Source organism: Xanthocytophaga agilis, from assembly GCF_030068605.1.
GTDB lineage: Bacteria > Bacteroidota > Bacteroidia > Cytophagales > 172606-1 > Xanthocytophaga > Xanthocytophaga agilis.
In genome coordinates, this window is record NZ_JASJOU010000002.1 from 193,593 (window position 1) to 209,037 (window position 15,445).

The window sequence follows — 15,445 nt, forward strand, 5'->3', positions numbered from 1 at the left end:
AGGGCATAAAAAAGACACATCCAGTGAGTGTGTCCTTTCAGTCTATCAAAACCTAACCTTTGTGTGTATATCTATATGAGAATCTCAATAAATGCGTTATGTTTGAATTTTGAAAATGTTAATCTATGGGTCGTATTTACTCTCTTGACTACCTTCGTGGCTTGGCAGCAACAATCGTAATGCTTGGGCATTACTATGCTTGGTTTTACCATGGCATGGATTCTGAAGATTTATTGCAAAGACTGGTTACATACGCTGTTTCTATTTTTTATATTCTTTCTGGTATTACCCTTTATTTAGTCAACGCCAGAACATTTAATTTTGATCTGGAATCCTTTGTCACTTTTGGCATAAAACGGGTTACGCGAATATTTCCTTTATTGTACTTATGTATAGCTCTTACTATGCTTTTTTCCGGTTGGCCGCACTGGAAAAATATATTACTTAATCTCACAGGATTATTTGGCTTCACTCAATATACCGGAGGTATAGCTCATGCGTCTTGGAGTATTGGAATGGAAATAGTGTTTTATTTCACCTTCCCTGTCTTCTTCCTTCTATTAAGATGGAAACAGTATTGGTTATTTGCTCTTTTAGTAATTGTCAGTTTTGCAGTTGGTTATTACTATGCATTTATTTTGATCAATCCAAACATTCCGATTGAGGATCAATGGTCTAAAGTTTACATCAAGCCTGGCAACCATCTTTATTTTTTCGCTGGTGGCATTGCATTAGGATACTTTAAAAAGAACTTCTTTTACCCGAATCAAACACTGCTCAACATAGGCATTGTTATTTGCCTGATTCTTTTTGCGATCTTTCCTACAGAGTCCAATCTATCAGACCACATATGGGGGTACAATAGACTTTTCTTTGCAATGCTTTCTTTTGCCCTGTGCTGGTGTTTCGCTGTATCCAACTGGCAGTTTCCAAATCTGATTCACAAAACCCTTCATTTTTTAGGTGAAAAAAGCTATTCTATTTACCTGCTTCATCCAATTGTTTATCACTTCTATCATATATCCTATTTGTCTACTCCTATAAAATTTGGATTAAGCTTTGTATCGACGCTCTTTCTTTCTCATATCGTATATTCTTTAATTGAGTATCCTGCAATGGCATGGGGTAAAGAAGTATGCAGGAAGCTGACTACTCCTTTACCCGTTGAATCACAATCCTAATTCTGCAATAATGGTAGCTTGGTGATTGGTTGGCAGATTAAAATACACTAATTCACAACGCATTGAACTTGCATTGTTGGTAGAAGTGGGTCCTTTTTCATTGCTATAGGCTCCAATGCCTTCCAGTCCAGATGTGTGAATCACATTCATATAGCCTGATAACTCCCGTTCTGGCAGCATAGACATAATAAACCATCGTGTTTTTCCCGTAAAGGCAACCTTATTATTTGTTTCCAGATCAGATAGTTTGCAGTAGAAAACCTTTAGTCTGCGTTGTACTCTATTGTTAAAATAGTAGGCAACTACTTTTTGACCATTAATCGTGGTTAATCGGATCATGGGAGGATGTGCAAAGTTGGTTGTTCCATCCAAGGAAAATAAGCCGTAGGCTGTTACTGTATTGGCTGTCTTATCCCACTTGAAAAGCCGATGCTGTCCTAAATTACTTTCATCACGTGAGACAATCCAGAAAATATTTGCAGAGCCTTCAATGATTGAACTTTCATTCACGTAGGTAGTATCCTGATAAATTAGTTTATCAAATGCAAAACTTACCCCGTTATTCGTACTTTTTATGATATGTATAGCGTAAGAACTTTGTGTATCCAGCTTCCCATTTATTCCGTATGCTATTCCATAAATGTTGCCATCTGAACCAACTATTGGATTTTCATAGTTTAACCAACGCACAAAATAGGCAGGAACCCCAGTAATAGCTGTTTTGGCAGACCATGTAACGCCATCGTCATCTGAATAACGTGAGTAAGCTCCCAGCTCCATACCGGCTCTACTAGTAGAACCCACAGTTTCAGTCCTGGAATACTCTGTATACAAAGCCACCAAACGACCAGTAGGAAGGTAAAGTCCGTATATACTTTTCTTATTAATATTGTCATCCCACAACTTTACTTCGTCAGAATAAGACAAACCACCGTCTATTGAAGTACGCATGTACACATCACACGGCACACTGATTTCAAAATGAGACCGGGTATGTTGATAGAGAGCAACAACTTTTCCAGTGACCGGATTTTTCAGTACTGCATTGCCTAATATATAATCGTTTGTATCTGCGACTAATCGCACAGCAGGTTCGATATGTTTCTTAGCTATTGTATTAGGTGTCCATGTTTTGGAGGCTTGCAACAATTGTCTATCACGGATAGAAAGTACATCCTGATAAATAACAATACGATGGATACCACCAATAAAAGGCAACACCCCATTATACCGCTTACTATTTAGCTTCATGCAGTATTAAAATTTGTGGTTTGAGTAAATTTTAATATTTTCAATAAGCGGAACTAGATTTTTTTTGTATAAAATACAAATAAATTCAAGTAAAATACACAAGACATTGAACTACAATAAAATAAAAGATATAGCTGCACAAAAAAATATGCCCATCTCCGCACTCTGTAAAGAAATAGGAATGACAGAAAGTGGATTCTATATGGCAGTAAAGAATAAGTCTTTTAAGGTTCGGACTATTGAGGATATAGCAAACATACTAGGTGTTAGCCCGGTGATTTTTTTTAATGAATCTGGAGACTCAACCAATATCAATCAAGCATCTGGCTTGAATACAGGAACAATGAACCAGAATGTAAGAGTAGGCAATTTGAGTGATTGCCAGAAGGAGCTGGAGCGGGCTTATGACAAAATCACTTCATTGGAACAAAGACTAAACGATAAAGAGGAAATGATCAAGAGCAAGGATGAAGTAATTGCTTTGTTACGTGAAAAACGCTGAGACACACTCATTGAAGAATACCTTATAAACAATTGCTCTTTCTATAGCTATTCTATTAGCATATTTTTTAGTACCCCTTCTATGCAAAATCTGTACAAATCCAGCCTGAAAGCCCTGTTTTTAGTTACTTTATTTATCCTGATTTCCTGTAAAAATGATGGAGTAGATAAGAATTCGACTATCCATGTAACCGGGTCAATCTATAAACCTTATATCTATGATAGATTTGTTCAAGCGCCTCTCCTTACTACTTGGGTAAATGGAAAAGTAAATACGCTTTCTGGAGATACAACTCTTTCTGTTGCTAATTCAATATATGTTTCTGGAAACGATGTTTATATCGCAGGAACGGAAACAACTGGTCTAGCCAATATAAATAATGGATATATTAGAGCAGCTAAATACTGGAAAAATGGAACAGCAATAAATTTGGATGGAAGCCCGTATTATTCTGAGGCAAAATCTATCTATGTCTCTGGTAATGATGTTTATGTAGCAGGGTATAAAGATATAGAAAACGCTCCTAATGGGATCTATTGGAAGAACGGTGTAGAAGTGGCACTGCCGTTTTATAATGCAACTTCCATTTTTGTGACTAAATAAGTATCCAGACAACAAGTACAAGTTGACTCAAGAATTTTCACTAAAGAGAATTCAACTATGTCAGAAATAAGAGCTTGTAAAAAATGCACCATCGAGATGTCAGAATCTGAGGAAAGTTCTTTCTGCAACACATGTAAATGTGCAACTTGGTTTGAGCAATTATCCGGTGAGCAGCAAGCCGAAGTTGATTCACTAATCTTCACCAATCAGAACCTGAAAGCCATTGTATTAACGAAAGACACTTTACAAATCGGATTACGTAATGCTGTAGATCTTTTAGATTGGCGATTTAATGTATTGAAAGAATCAAGCAGAGACAAATTTGAAATTGATCCAGATACCTACTGTAAAGGGCTGGAAGGTGGTCTATCCGAAGATGATGGCACTGATTCTCCAACAATCATCTATTCCAAAAGTGGAAGACGCTCCATTACACTAAACCTATAAACAGCTATATCCATCTTCACCTATAATCATTTCAAGCCTTCAATCTCCACCCCCACAATGAAACAGGAACTTAAGTGGATTTTGTACGTCTTTGCTGGTCTTACAGTCATAGGTTACCTGCTTGTTAAATCATCAAAGCCTAAGACAGCAAAATTTTATACTGATACTAACGAAATAACTTATTATAGATCACCTGCGGATTTTTATGAAGATACTATTCACACACCCACAAGACCCAACAAAGAAATCCTGCAAAGGGGAATTGATGCCTTAAAAAAACCAATGAATTTAGCCAGGTACAAAACCAGTAAAGATAGTATACTGATGGAAGTGGATCTATTTGACTATTGGGACATAAGAATAACAGATGGAGAACTCAGTGATGACCCAGAAGAACAGAAATTGGCATTAGTATTAAGGTCTAAATTACTACCACTCCGACTTAAAGAATTCCCTTTAATGCGTAAAGCATGGGTTGACCTACTCAATCAAAAACTTCGGAAGCAAGGTATTGAAGCAAGTATCCGAGGCAAAGATACTCGTACCATTCGATTTGTTGGAGCACTCCTTCACTATAGTTATGATGAGGAGGACCTATACGATTCGCTTGAATACGCAATGCAGTCGCTACGATTTAACAACTATGAATATTTATGGTATGAATCTCAGAAAGATTACCTCCATTATCAAACGAAAACTTCTCCAGATTAGCTTTCTTTAGAGAGTAGAATATCCTATTCCATCAATCTTTAATTAATGTCTTTGTGTAGCAGTAACATGTAATCATTTCTATGTTCAAGATTTTACATCCACCCATCAAACCATTGGTTCTATACCTAGCCATTAGCTGCATTATCTTAAGCTTTACCTCATTCAAACCCAAAACAGAGCCTGATGTGTATGTGGTAGGCTCAGAAGATAGAAGTGCTGTGTATTGGAAAAACGGAATAAAAACAATCTTAGCAACAGGACCTGTGGATGCGACAGCCACTAATATCTATGTTGCGGGAAAGGATGTATATATAACTGGGTACACACGAGATACTACGGGTTACGGGACTGCAAAATGGAAAGGCTGTTACTCTTACTGATGGCACTTATGATGCTAGAGGAGCCTCAATACTGATACACAACAAAGATGTCTATGTTTGTGGAGACGAGAATGGAATAGCTAAATACTGGAAAAATGGCAAACCTGTTACTATCAAAGATGCTAAACCTTCCTCTAGCGCCTCCTCACTCTTTATTGAAGGTAAAGATGTATATGTAGCTGGAATAGATGATAGTGGCCCTAAACAAGTAGCTAAATACTGGAAGAATGGAGTGGAAACACAACTCACTGATGGAAAATCAGATATTATGGTGTATTCAACCTTAATTGTCAAATAACGAATTTAAACAAGTGTCCTCTCCATAAAGGCGCCACTTGCTTGTCTTTTTCATACCAATAAATACCATACAATTCTTATGAAAGTCAAAAACCGTAAATCAAAAAACAAACTCCAACCCATCACAATAGAACGCAATCCAGACTCTGTATATGCTCACATCCGGAAAGCTCTTACTAATAGCACATACCGAAGGGAAAAAGACAAGGTAGAAGAGTTTTCTCTGGATTAATAAAGCGAAAGGCTACCTTATCCAGGTAGCCTTTCTTTATAGGTTTATCTCATACAAGTTTTATTATGTCAGAAGTAAAAAGCGAAAAAGAGAATGTAATGCGGCTGCTGTACTCCGGCCAAATGGAGAGTATCGAATTAGGATTACAAATCAGCAAGTCACTAAAGATTAACTTGAGAGATGTTAAACAGGATATGGAAATCTTGTTTAAGTGGATTGGGAAGTACAAGAACATTTCTTTTAAAGAAAAGCTTTTCAAGTCCCTTACAATCAAAAATATTGACGCCTCGAATAACAGATTAACGGATGTTCCATCTCAGATCAAGTACCTGACCAATTTGGAAACATTAAATCTGAATACTAATAGTATTACGTCCCTGCCTCAGGAGCTGTATACACTCACTAAACTGAATGATCTCAACTTAGGTAGTAATCATTTGACTTCCATTGATCCAGCAATTGGAAATCTGCATAACCTCATTCGTTTAACTCTTGAGGATAATCACTTAGAAATATTACCACCAGAGATTGGTAATTTGACACAACTTACTGAACTTTATCTCAGTACCAATAAATTCACTCATATCCCCCATCAAATCGGAAACCTCACTCAACTTGACTTCCTGGATCTGACTGTTAATGAGCTTCAATCAATACCTGCTGAAATTGGCAAACTGACCAACTTAGCTAATCTACATTTAGGAACTAATCAAATAAAATCTATACCTATAGAAATATTCAATCTGACTAATCTTATTGAATTTTCTATTGATCATAATCCAATAGGTGAACTACCACCTGAGATCAGCAATCTGACCAAACTAATAGGTTTAGTTCTGCGAAATAGTGAGTTAACCTCACTTCCTTCACAAATTGGAATAATGAAAAAACTTGGAGTTCTATCTTTAGAGAGCAATCAACTTACACACTTACCTTCAGAAATTAGCAATCTTACAAATCTTAGACACTTGTATCTAAAGAATAACAGAATCATAGCTGAAGAAAGAAAGAAGATCAAATCCTGGTTACCCAATTGTGAGATTAATTTTGAGTAAACACCATGTCAGAAATAAATAGTGAAAAAGAGAATGTAATGCGGCTGTTACTCTCCGGCCAGTTGGAAAATATTGAACTGGGCTTAACGCTGGCCGATTCTCTACAAGTTGATTTAACCGAGTTCAAAAACGATATTGAGTTTATCTTTGACTGGCTTGTTCGTGGTGATCGTTTCGCTGACTGGGATGATCCTGACCCAACCATTGCTATAGAGGATAGAATTATGCCTAAAAATGAGGTTCCTTTTCCGAAAAAGCTTAGGACAGTAACCCTAACAAAGGAAATTCGCTTAGAAAAGCGCAATCTAACATGTATTCCTACTCAGATTAAGTGTCTGGTGAATCTGGAAAAGCTTAACTTATATGAAAATCAACTCACCGAATTACCTATTGAAATTACTACACTACAATATCTTAGAGAACTCAGTCTGTATAATAATCAGTTTTCAGTATTTCCTGCTGAAATCTGCAAAATGACTCAACTCATTAAGTTAAACCTGGATGATAACCAAATAACCTCAATACCAGCAGAGATTGCTAATATAACCAATTTGGAGTCATTGTCTCTCAGCAATAACCAAATAGGATCAATACCACCAGAGATTGCCAACCTCACTAATTTGACAGACTTATCGCTAGGCAATAACAAGTTAACCTGTTGGCCATCTCAAATCAATACAATGACTCACTTAACAGACATAAAATTATATTCAAATCCACTACAAAGTATTCCTGCTGAAATTGGAAATTTTCCTCAACTGTTTACTTTATCATTAACTGGTACAAACCTTACCTCGCTACCTTCTGAAATAGAAAAATTAACCAACCTTACATACTTATTTTTATCTAATAATCAATTGCAATCATTGCCTTTAGTGAGTAAGAGCATTATATATCTGGATCTAAGTAGTAATCAATTTAGATCTATTCCAGATCACATTTTTGAGCTTACTAAACTGGAAACCCTCGATTTAACCAACAATCAACTGGAATCTATCTCCGAAAAAATTGGTAATCTAACTATGCTTGATGAGCTTTTTTTACGTAATAACCAATTACGATCTTTACCTTCTCAAATAACCAAATTAACCAAGTTAGAAGTGTTCTCAGTAAGGAGAAATCCCTTTTCTGAGGAAGAATATAAATGGATCAGCGATTGGGGTTTTAACAATGTAGGGGATTTCTATTAAAGCAACAAAGTATGTCAGAAGCCAATAGCGAAAAAGAGAATATAATGCGACTACTGCTCTCTGGACAGGAAGAAAGTATACAGTTGGGATTAATTATTGCCGAATCTTTACAACTTGAGAGGGAGATCAAGCAAGATATTGATATTGCTTTAAACTGGTTTACACGACAAATGCACTCTTCCATACAGGGAAAGCTAAAAGCTATACATAAAGTAAAAAATGTAAACTTGTCGGGTCAAGACTTGACATCGATACCTTGTCAGATTCAATATGTGATAAATCTGCAATCTCTGGATTTATCAAACAATCAACTGGTTCGACTACCTCCTAAAATCACTAATTGTACCAACCTTACAATTTTAAATTTGACAGGAAATCCACTCCTATTTTTACCCCCTGGAATGAATGAGCTTACGAAGCTGGTCAAGTTAAGTTTTGTAGGCACTAGGATAGCGGCCCCTGAAAGAGAGCGTATCCGATCTGCATTGCCGAATTGCGAAACTATATTTGAATAATGCCTTCAGCAAAACAATGAATTTGTATAACACCAGTTAGCCAAAAGAAAAGCCATCGGATTACGATGGCTCAATACTGGTTACAAAGTAAGTATTTATGCTGTATAATCGACATTGGGATTAAACTCACCTACACCTTTTGGATTTGCACCATACTCATTAGTACCATATGTGCCATCAGCAAATAAAAGGAACAAGCCATAGAATGGGATAAGTATGAAAAAACCTGAATTACCTAGGTCATGGCATCTTTTAACAGATTGAGCAAGGAGTATCCAAATAGCTGGAATAAGTAGAATTAAAACTATTCCACCTGCAGCTTCACTAAGGCCTCCAATAAGTGCACAACCCAACAGGACTAAAATCCGGGTAAGTCCATACTCAAGCCTTCGAATACGGCCTTCGAATGAGAAAATATTTTGAAACATAGTGCTTGAGTTTATAGTAGTTTATATAGAATTACCCGTATATACTATAAACGTTGAGACTGTAACACAGCTATTGAGGCACATTATGTAAGAAAAAACCTATCAATGAAGTTATCTCGCAAAATATTTTCCCTTTAAAGTATCTGAATCCCACTTGTAACAGTTACTTCTATTTATACTTTTATTATCTATACATCCTATCTCTGCTCGAATAGATTTGTCCATTTTCCATTTGTTATGAATACTATGGAGAAATAAGGCAAGATCTAATTTTCACTATTCAATGTATAATTCGCCAGATCAAAAGGAAAACAACAACGGAGAAATACAGTAAGCCATTTATGACAGGTATTATTATTGTACATTGTACAAATATTGATAACGAAGGAATCTCTATTGAATCCATTTACCATTAAAACTTAGCTTCTTTTGTATGAAACTATTCTAAAAACTAAATAAGACATTGTTCCATAAAGAGAATAACTATCAACACATCTGGAGTTAAAACAAAATCTATTCAGTTAAAATCAAGCTATAAACAATAAACAAGTTGCTAAATACAGAATTCAACATTTATTGTTTTTGTCCTATGTATTATTCTAGTCATTTTATTATTTGTTATGGACTTTATTTCCAATACTCTGTATGCAGGCTTACGAACCGGAAACTTTGTTGAATCCGGCATTAGTGATAGCAACTTTAAACAATATGCGAAAGTAATTTCTTCTAAACCCGGTCAGATAGAAACACATCCTGATTATCAACTAGAAACTTATTCTGAGCAGGGGGAGAAAAAACATATCTGGAGGAATAAACAGGAAATACAGGGAATACCTTTGAACAGGCAAATTCTGGAGGCAACAAATTTTAAGATTTTAAATGAGAATTATGTAAATAGCCTGAGGGAAGAGTGTCAGGGATTTAATATTATCAGTGAAGTTTGGGACAAACTATCCACGTCTCAAAACAGCCTTGTCACAATTTTTAAAATAGAATTTACACTAAATGGGACACACTATCCATCAAGATATGTATCATTAAAAGAACCTGTCTCTGTAATGACTAATAACCGATACAAAGACTTGTTTGGTGGATGGGATGCACAAAAATTCATGGATAACACATTTGATATTGGGGAAATTCATGTACTTCAAAACCTATATTTCCACTTAACAAAAGAAGAACTTGACACAATCAGGCTAGAAGAAGAGAACTTTTATCTTCAGCCTACATAAAGAGGTTGTATAGTATATATAAAAAGGAAAGTTGATGCAGCCATTCTATTAGAGCATAACTATATTAGCTATGAAACTTATCACAACCTGAACAAAACCTGAATTTTACATCTGAAGGATCATAACTAATCTGACCACATAACAAACATTGAATTCCTTCTGTTTTTCTGTCAGGAGCCAATATAAATTGATAAGAGAGAGACGTTTGCTGGCATATCTTTTCATAAATGATCTTTTCGGTTTCCATGAATTCAGTTCTTTGAATAATTTTTCCAAAACTGCTTGTGGCTTGTAAATAGTGAGCTGGTATACGACAAATAGTACCCTTGCCGGAATATGCAGACTAATCTGGCATTGAAGAAAATACTATTTGATAGTTGGATCAATTTATTTGATAGCTAGCTGGAGGATCGGAGCAAGTCCGCTTTGTGTAAAGTGATTATGCAATAATAATACCTCAGCAATCTGTAAGCCATTTCATATGTATGCAAATGTAAAAGTATCCTGACCATAGCCTTCAGTATTAGTATTTGAGAATGATTATACTTTAACAAGCGAAGTATGACTGTGTAATCTTAACATAGGCAGTAGTAGAAAAATTTCCCCACAATTTTATGAGGCCATTCTCATAATACTCAGATTGGTTTATTGTAATAGATATATATGTAGTACTTTTTTATCGGACTTAACTCATACTATATGCATCTCAAAATGAACCTAGTTTAACCTTATAAACCAGGGAGCTTTAAGGCAATTTACATATGAAGGGATACAGGTGATAAAGCACAGGCATTGTTTTTGTATTTTTACTACTTATTAATTAAATGTTTGGAAAAAATTCTTTGTTACCCCAGGCAGGCATGTTACTTTGTAGCATGCCTGCTTTATTATTGAACTGTTATCATAAAGTTTGTCTCTGTTATATCTCTGTTAAGACTTGTTTTCTGGGTTTCTCATTCCCCTCTCTTTGCTTAAATTTAAAACCTTATCTATCATCATATAAGCTGGCGCAAACATACTGCTATGCAGTTTGTCTGCATTCCCTCACGATCACTTTGTAATTTTACCGGCAGGCATGTTACCTTGTAACATGCCTGCTTTTATTTTGGTAAAGGGCAACAACTTTGTACATACTTTTAAATTTAAAACGATTGGAAATAATAGCAAATGTTTATGTCAGAAGCAAGCAATGAAAAAACAAATGTGCTGCGTTTACTACAATCAGGACAACTGGGAAATATTGAACTGGGGCTGGCTCTAACAGAGTCCCTACTAATTGATATTGAGGAATTTAAAAATGATATTGAGCTTCTATTTGAATGGCTTGCACCAGAAAGAAGGTTTCTAGCTCCAAAAGAGTTCTCTTTTGCAGAAAAACTCCAGAAAATTACTACCGCAACAGAAGTCTATCTGGATAAATGCAATCTGACCTTTATTCCGATGCAGATTAAGTATATGACAAAACTGGAAACACTAAAAATATTTAACAATCACATTACTGCCTTACCTATCGAAATTACTTCATTAGAAAACCTCATTGAACTGTATCTGGATAATAACGAGTTAACCACCTTCCCTCTTGAAATCTGTAAGATGACCCAACTGGTTGATATAAGTCTGAGCTACAATCAAATAGATTCGCTTCCTGTAGAGATTTCAAACCTGGTTAATTTAAGACGATTACACTTAGAGAGTAATGAACTAACCTCCTGGCCATCACAAATCAACACTCTGACTCAATTGCAGGGGCTAAATTTAGTGGCTAACCGATTAAAATTTATTCCTTCTGAAATTGGAGAGTTGATCCAGTTGCAACACTTATCTCTTGACAATAATAGACTCAAATCCATTCCGTTGGAAATTGGAAACTGTATGCAGTTGGAATACTTGTCTTTATCTTCTAATCGTCTTAGCAGTATACCCTCAACGATTGGTAATCTTACCAATCTGGATAGTCTCAACATCAGTAGAAATCCATTAAAATCTCTACCACAGGAAATTGGGAATCTTAAACAGCTAAGTGCATTACAAATAGAGGAAACAAAACTACAACAACTTCCTGAAACAATCGGGAACCTTTCAAAACTACAGGATTTACTTATACAGCTGGGTCAGTTAAAGACACTTCCCGCTGAAACAGGTAACCTTATCAATCTTAAACGATTGGATTTAAACTATAATTTTTTACAAGGATTGCCAGGCGAAATAAATAGACTGAAAAATCTGGAATTGTTAAGTTTACTGGATAATCCTATTACAGATTCAGAGAAAGAAAAAATTAGCTCATGGCTACCCAATTGTGATATTAGATTTGAATAACGGCATTAAATAGATTACCATTCGTTTTATGTTAAAGATACACAATGAACAATTTATTAAAGTTTCTTCCTCAAAATGGAGTATTTATAAGTTCAAATTTATACTTTTAATCCCGATCTATCTCCAACCAGCAAATTACTATTCGTATTTATCCTCCTGCTAGTCTACTTTTTTGGAGATAACATTTCATTCCATATTCACGTTAAAAAATACTCTTCACTGGTTCTTTCCTATTGTCTGCAATCAGTGATCTGGTTTTTCATCCATTTACCTTTTTCCAGGAATCTATATAAAAGCGTATATTCAATAGTTGATATGGCAAACAAGCTTTATTTCTTTCTCATTTGCATAGGTATCATCATGTATAGTTGTACAGACAATACATCAACAAAACATACCACCACTGCAGAACCCAAAACTGATTTTGCTATCATACAATTACCACAAACCTGGAAACAGGTTCCTGATACGGGAAGGGTAGCAGACTCTGTTCTGGTTAGTCATTTCCATTTACAACCAGATACAACCGGCTCAGATCCGGAATGGAAAATAATTGGCAAGATCTCTAATCCAAAATGGTATGGGTTATTATACACATATCACGATATTGATGCATCAGAACTACGTCTGGCTACATACTCACTTTCAGATAGTTTGCTAAGTGATATTGCTCTGATTCAGGATAAGGTAGTAGGTATTCTCACAATGGGTACTTTTTCTGCCATCATAGATCAGAAATATGCCATTAGTATCAATGAACGATTAAAAAGTATGGCTTCTGAAACAGACTCTACTATTATTTCGGATGAACAAACCGAGAAAAAATTTCAAGTTGTAGACAATGGCTTGATAAAACTTATTACAAATACATCTGCTAATAATGTCACAGAAGCAGCCACACATCCGGAAGAGGAACAGGAAGGTGCCTTCTATCAGGAATACCACTATGAGTCAACAAGCACTTCGGATATATTTATTTATACAGTTATGGGGCAGGAAAAAGAGAAACACTACTATTTTGAGAATAAAGAAGGAGAACAACACAACCTAGATTTTATGGGAGCGACCAAAAACAAGCCTGACAATTATGAATTCAAATTAGATGGAAAGAAAGTATCTGCCCAATTTGAAGAATATACTCAGGATGGAGAGCTTTCTATTCCTCAACGCATTGTGTTTGCTTATTCATCAGGTCAAAAGCAAGTATTTACACTGACCCAATAAATTATTGGGTCAGTCAATCAATAATTATATTTTACTCTCACGTTCTACATGATGTGTTTTTTCATGCTGTAATATACTTTTGTATTGCATCCGGTAAAGCTGAGCATAGTAGCCATCCAGTAACAACAATTCTTCGTGGGTTCCCTGTTCTTTGATTTCACCTCTATCTAATACAATAATCTTAGTAGCATTCTGAATGGTACTTAATCTATGTGCAATTACAATAGAGGTACGTCCCTGCATAAGTGTTTGAATTGCATCTCCTATCATCTCTTCAGTCTCACTATCGACAGAAGAGGTTGCTTCATCCAAAACAATAATTTTAGGATCATATACCAATGCTCTTACAAACGAGATTAACTGACGCTGCCCTACGGAAAGAGTAGCACCTCTTTCCATTACATTATATTGATATCCTCCAGGTAGTTTCTCAATAAAAGAATGAGCACCTACCAGTTTTGCAGCATTCATAACCTGCTCCAACGAAATAGCAGGGTTCCCCAATGTGATATTATTCAGAATAGAATCTGAAAATAAAAACACATCCTGAAGTACTACACTGATTTGACTGCGTAATGCGCTTAATTCATATTCTTTGAGATCTATTCCATCTACCAATATTTTGCCACTATTGATATCATAAAATCGGCTCAACAGATTAATAACTGATGATTTTCCAGCCCCAGTAGCACCTACCAACGCAACCGTCTGTCCTTTCTTTACCTCAAATGAAATACCTTTCAATACATAATTCTCATCATTATATGCAAACCAGACATTATCAAATACTACATTTCCGTCAATGGAATTTGGCGTAATATTACCCTGGTTAGGAATGTACTCTTCACTATCCAATAATTTCACAATACGCTCTGTACTCACGATCCCCATCTGTAATGTATTGAATCGATCTGCGATCATACGTAAAGGACGAAAAAACATTGAGATATACATGATAAAGGCAATCAATGTCCCCAATGTGATATGTTCAGCCAACACTCCTTTAGCACCGTACCATACTAATAATCCAGTACAGCCTGCAGCAATTACCTCTGCAACAGGAAAATACACAGAATAATACAATACCGATTTAAGGTTTGCCCGACGATGTTCCCTGTTTATCTCTTCAAACTTCTTATACTCAGTTGCTTCACTGTTAAAGATCTGCAAAATACTCATCCCTGTAATATGTTCCTGCACAAATGAATTCAGATTGGCAACAGCTGTACGAACTTCATTAAATGATTCTTTGATTTTTTCCTTGAACACATAGGTCCCCAGAAACATAAAAGGCAATATGGACAAACTCACCAAGGTCAAACGCCATTCGGTATAGAACATAATAGCCAAAATACCTACTATTTGAAGCAAGTCCCCAGCAATGGCAGCAATACCTTCACTAAAAACATCCGCCAGTGTTTCTATATCCGATATAGTACGGGTCACTAATCTGCCAATAGGTGTGTTATCGTAGAATTTAAGTCGTAAGTCGAGCAAGTGTCGGTATAACTTAATACGTATATCCCGGATAATATTTTGTCCTAACCACCCAGAAAGATAGGTATTACAATATTGGAGAATGGCTTGACTAAACAATAGCGCAACCATAAGTAATACCATCTGAGTGAGTCCCTGATAATCCATACGTAGTATATAGTGGTCTATCGTATACTGAATCAACAAAGGCATTACAGGCCCTATGGCAGCCAGTAACAGAATTAAAATAACAAGTATGATAAAGTACCCCATATATGGCTTCATAAAACCATACAAACGACGCAGAATCACCATGTCAAAAATTTTACCGCTTTTCTCTTCTAGCTGCATTAGTAAAAAATATTAGTATTTATCAAACATGTTTACTCGAAGTAATTA

17 protein-coding genes are annotated in these 15,445 nt (G+C 35.7%); 13 read left to right on the top strand and 4 right to left on the bottom strand.

Features of this window, described 5'->3' with window-relative positions; genetic code table 11:
• The first annotated feature begins 125 nt into the window (after positions 1–125).
• Positions 126–1,181: an acyltransferase family protein gene (locus tag QNI22_RS07580; RefSeq protein WP_314510038.1), complete on the top strand. Its 1,056-nt coding sequence runs from the start codon at positions 126–128 to the stop codon at positions 1,179–1,181.
• Here QNI22_RS07580 and QNI22_RS07585 read toward each other — a convergent pair.
• On the bottom strand, positions 1,170–2,432 hold the full coding sequence (locus QNI22_RS07585; RefSeq protein WP_314510039.1) for a sialidase family protein: 1,263 nt from the start codon (positions 2,430–2,432) through the stop codon (positions 1,170–1,172). The genes QNI22_RS07580 and QNI22_RS07585 overlap by 12 nt on opposite strands.
• 106 nt (positions 2,433–2,538) lie before the next feature.
• Here QNI22_RS07585 and QNI22_RS07590 point away from each other — a divergent pair, with 106 nt between their 5' ends.
• The 9 genes from QNI22_RS07590 to QNI22_RS07630 all read left to right on the top strand — a co-directional run bounded on the left by QNI22_RS07590 (position 2,539) and on the right by QNI22_RS07630 (position 8,364).
• On the top strand, positions 2,539–2,934 hold the full coding sequence (locus QNI22_RS07590) for a helix-turn-helix domain-containing protein (protein ID WP_314510040.1): 396 nt from the start codon (positions 2,539–2,541) through the stop codon (positions 2,932–2,934).
• A gap of 81 nt (positions 2,935–3,015) precedes the next feature.
• Entirely contained in the window at positions 3,016–3,537 is a 522-nt protein-coding gene (locus QNI22_RS07595; protein ID WP_314510041.1) for a hypothetical protein, read from the top strand.
• 57 nt (positions 3,538–3,594) lie between these two features.
• Positions 3,595–3,984: a hypothetical protein gene (locus QNI22_RS07600; RefSeq protein WP_314510042.1), complete on the top strand. Its 390-nt coding sequence runs from the start codon at positions 3,595–3,597 to the stop codon at positions 3,982–3,984.
• A 57-nt stretch (positions 3,985–4,041) separates the two neighbouring features.
• A complete protein-coding gene (locus QNI22_RS07605) occupies positions 4,042–4,695 on the top strand; it encodes a hypothetical protein (RefSeq protein ID WP_314510043.1) in 654 nt (217 codons plus the stop codon).
• A gap of 80 nt (positions 4,696–4,775) precedes the next feature.
• Positions 4,776–5,075 (top strand): hypothetical protein, encoded by a 300-nt coding sequence (locus QNI22_RS07610; RefSeq protein ID WP_314510044.1) that lies wholly within the window; start codon positions 4,776–4,778, stop codon positions 5,073–5,075.
• Positions 5,076–5,451: 376 nt separating this feature from the next.
• On the top strand, positions 5,452–5,604 hold the full coding sequence (locus QNI22_RS07615; RefSeq protein ID WP_314510045.1) for a hypothetical protein: 153 nt from the start codon (positions 5,452–5,454) through the stop codon (positions 5,602–5,604).
• 65 nt (positions 5,605–5,669) lie between these two features.
• The gene (locus QNI22_RS07620) at positions 5,670–6,659 is read left to right on the top strand and encodes a leucine-rich repeat domain-containing protein (RefSeq protein WP_314510046.1); all 990 of its coding nucleotides are present in this window, start codon (positions 5,670–5,672) and stop codon (positions 6,657–6,659) included.
• Between the two features lie 5 nt (positions 6,660–6,664).
• On the top strand, positions 6,665–7,849 hold the full coding sequence (locus tag QNI22_RS07625; protein WP_314510047.1) for a leucine-rich repeat domain-containing protein: 1,185 nt from the start codon (positions 6,665–6,667) through the stop codon (positions 7,847–7,849).
• 11 nt (positions 7,850–7,860) lie between these two features.
• The gene (locus QNI22_RS07630; RefSeq protein ID WP_314510048.1) at positions 7,861–8,364 is read left to right on the top strand and encodes a leucine-rich repeat domain-containing protein; all 504 of its coding nucleotides are present in this window, start codon (positions 7,861–7,863) and stop codon (positions 8,362–8,364) included.
• A gap of 95 nt (positions 8,365–8,459) precedes the next feature.
• Here the strand turns inward: QNI22_RS07630 and QNI22_RS07635 are convergent, their stop codons facing one another.
• On the bottom strand, positions 8,460–8,792 hold the full coding sequence (locus tag QNI22_RS07635; protein ID WP_314510050.1) for a DUF805 domain-containing protein: 333 nt from the start codon (positions 8,790–8,792) through the stop codon (positions 8,460–8,462).
• Positions 8,793–9,412: 620 nt separating this feature from the next.
• Between QNI22_RS07635 and QNI22_RS07640 the strand changes: the two genes are divergently transcribed.
• A complete protein-coding gene (locus QNI22_RS07640) occupies positions 9,413–10,027 on the top strand; it encodes a hypothetical protein (protein ID WP_314510051.1) in 615 nt (204 codons plus the stop codon).
• 64 nt (positions 10,028–10,091) lie between these two features.
• Here the strand turns inward: QNI22_RS07640 and QNI22_RS07645 are convergent, their stop codons facing one another.
• Complete coding sequence (locus tag QNI22_RS07645) at positions 10,092–10,274, bottom strand: hypothetical protein (RefSeq protein ID WP_314510052.1); 183 nt, start codon at positions 10,272–10,274, stop codon at positions 10,092–10,094.
• 926 nt (positions 10,275–11,200) lie between these two features.
• Between QNI22_RS07645 and QNI22_RS07650 the strand changes: the two genes are divergently transcribed.
• Together QNI22_RS07650 and QNI22_RS07655 are read left to right on the top strand one after the other, a co-directional pair.
• Positions 11,201–12,346 (top strand): leucine-rich repeat domain-containing protein, encoded by a 1,146-nt coding sequence (locus QNI22_RS07650; RefSeq protein ID WP_314510053.1) that lies wholly within the window; start codon positions 11,201–11,203, stop codon positions 12,344–12,346.
• Positions 12,347–12,661: 315 nt separating this feature from the next.
• Complete coding sequence (locus QNI22_RS07655; RefSeq protein ID WP_314510054.1) at positions 12,662–13,570, top strand: hypothetical protein; 909 nt, start codon at positions 12,662–12,664, stop codon at positions 13,568–13,570.
• 24 nt (positions 13,571–13,594) lie between these two features.
• Here QNI22_RS07655 and QNI22_RS07660 read toward each other — a convergent pair whose 3' ends face one another.
• Positions 13,595–15,397: an ABC transporter ATP-binding protein gene (locus tag QNI22_RS07660; RefSeq protein ID WP_314510055.1), complete on the bottom strand. Its 1,803-nt coding sequence runs from the start codon at positions 15,395–15,397 to the stop codon at positions 13,595–13,597.
• Positions 15,398–15,445: the final 48 nt, after the last annotated feature.

Excerpts from the sequence above, each read along its gene's own strand:
- QNI22_RS07580 (WP_314510038.1), top strand. The coding sequence starts at position 126 with ATGGGTCGTATTTACTCTCTTGACTACCTTCGTGGCTTGGCAGCAACA.
- QNI22_RS07585 (WP_314510039.1), bottom strand. The coding sequence starts at position 2,432 with ATGAAGCTAAATAGTAAGCGGTATAATGGGGTGTTGCCTTTTATTGGT.
- QNI22_RS07595 (WP_314510041.1), top strand. The coding sequence starts at position 3,016 with ATGCAAAATCTGTACAAATCCAGCCTGAAAGCCCTGTTTTTAGTTACT.
- QNI22_RS07600 (WP_314510042.1), top strand. The coding sequence starts at position 3,595 with ATGTCAGAAATAAGAGCTTGTAAAAAATGCACCATCGAGATGTCAGAA.
- QNI22_RS07605 (WP_314510043.1), top strand. The coding sequence starts at position 4,042 with ATGAAACAGGAACTTAAGTGGATTTTGTACGTCTTTGCTGGTCTTACA.
- QNI22_RS07610 (WP_314510044.1), top strand. The coding sequence starts at position 4,776 with ATGTTCAAGATTTTACATCCACCCATCAAACCATTGGTTCTATACCTA.
- QNI22_RS07615 (WP_314510045.1), top strand. The coding sequence starts at position 5,452 with ATGAAAGTCAAAAACCGTAAATCAAAAAACAAACTCCAACCCATCACA.
- QNI22_RS07620 (WP_314510046.1), top strand. The coding sequence starts at position 5,670 with ATGTCAGAAGTAAAAAGCGAAAAAGAGAATGTAATGCGGCTGCTGTAC.
- QNI22_RS07625 (WP_314510047.1), top strand. The coding sequence starts at position 6,665 with ATGTCAGAAATAAATAGTGAAAAAGAGAATGTAATGCGGCTGTTACTC.
- QNI22_RS07630 (WP_314510048.1), top strand. The coding sequence starts at position 7,861 with ATGTCAGAAGCCAATAGCGAAAAAGAGAATATAATGCGACTACTGCTC.
- QNI22_RS07635 (WP_314510050.1), bottom strand. The coding sequence starts at position 8,792 with ATGTTTCAAAATATTTTCTCATTCGAAGGCCGTATTCGAAGGCTTGAG.
- QNI22_RS07640 (WP_314510051.1), top strand. The coding sequence starts at position 9,413 with ATGGACTTTATTTCCAATACTCTGTATGCAGGCTTACGAACCGGAAAC.
- QNI22_RS07645 (WP_314510052.1), bottom strand. The coding sequence starts at position 10,274 with ATGGAAACCGAAAAGATCATTTATGAAAAGATATGCCAGCAAACGTCT.
- QNI22_RS07650 (WP_314510053.1), top strand. The coding sequence starts at position 11,201 with ATGTCAGAAGCAAGCAATGAAAAAACAAATGTGCTGCGTTTACTACAA.
- QNI22_RS07655 (WP_314510054.1), top strand. The coding sequence starts at position 12,662 with ATGGCAAACAAGCTTTATTTCTTTCTCATTTGCATAGGTATCATCATG.
- QNI22_RS07660 (WP_314510055.1), bottom strand. The coding sequence starts at position 15,397 with ATGCAGCTAGAAGAGAAAAGCGGTAAAATTTTTGACATGGTGATTCTG.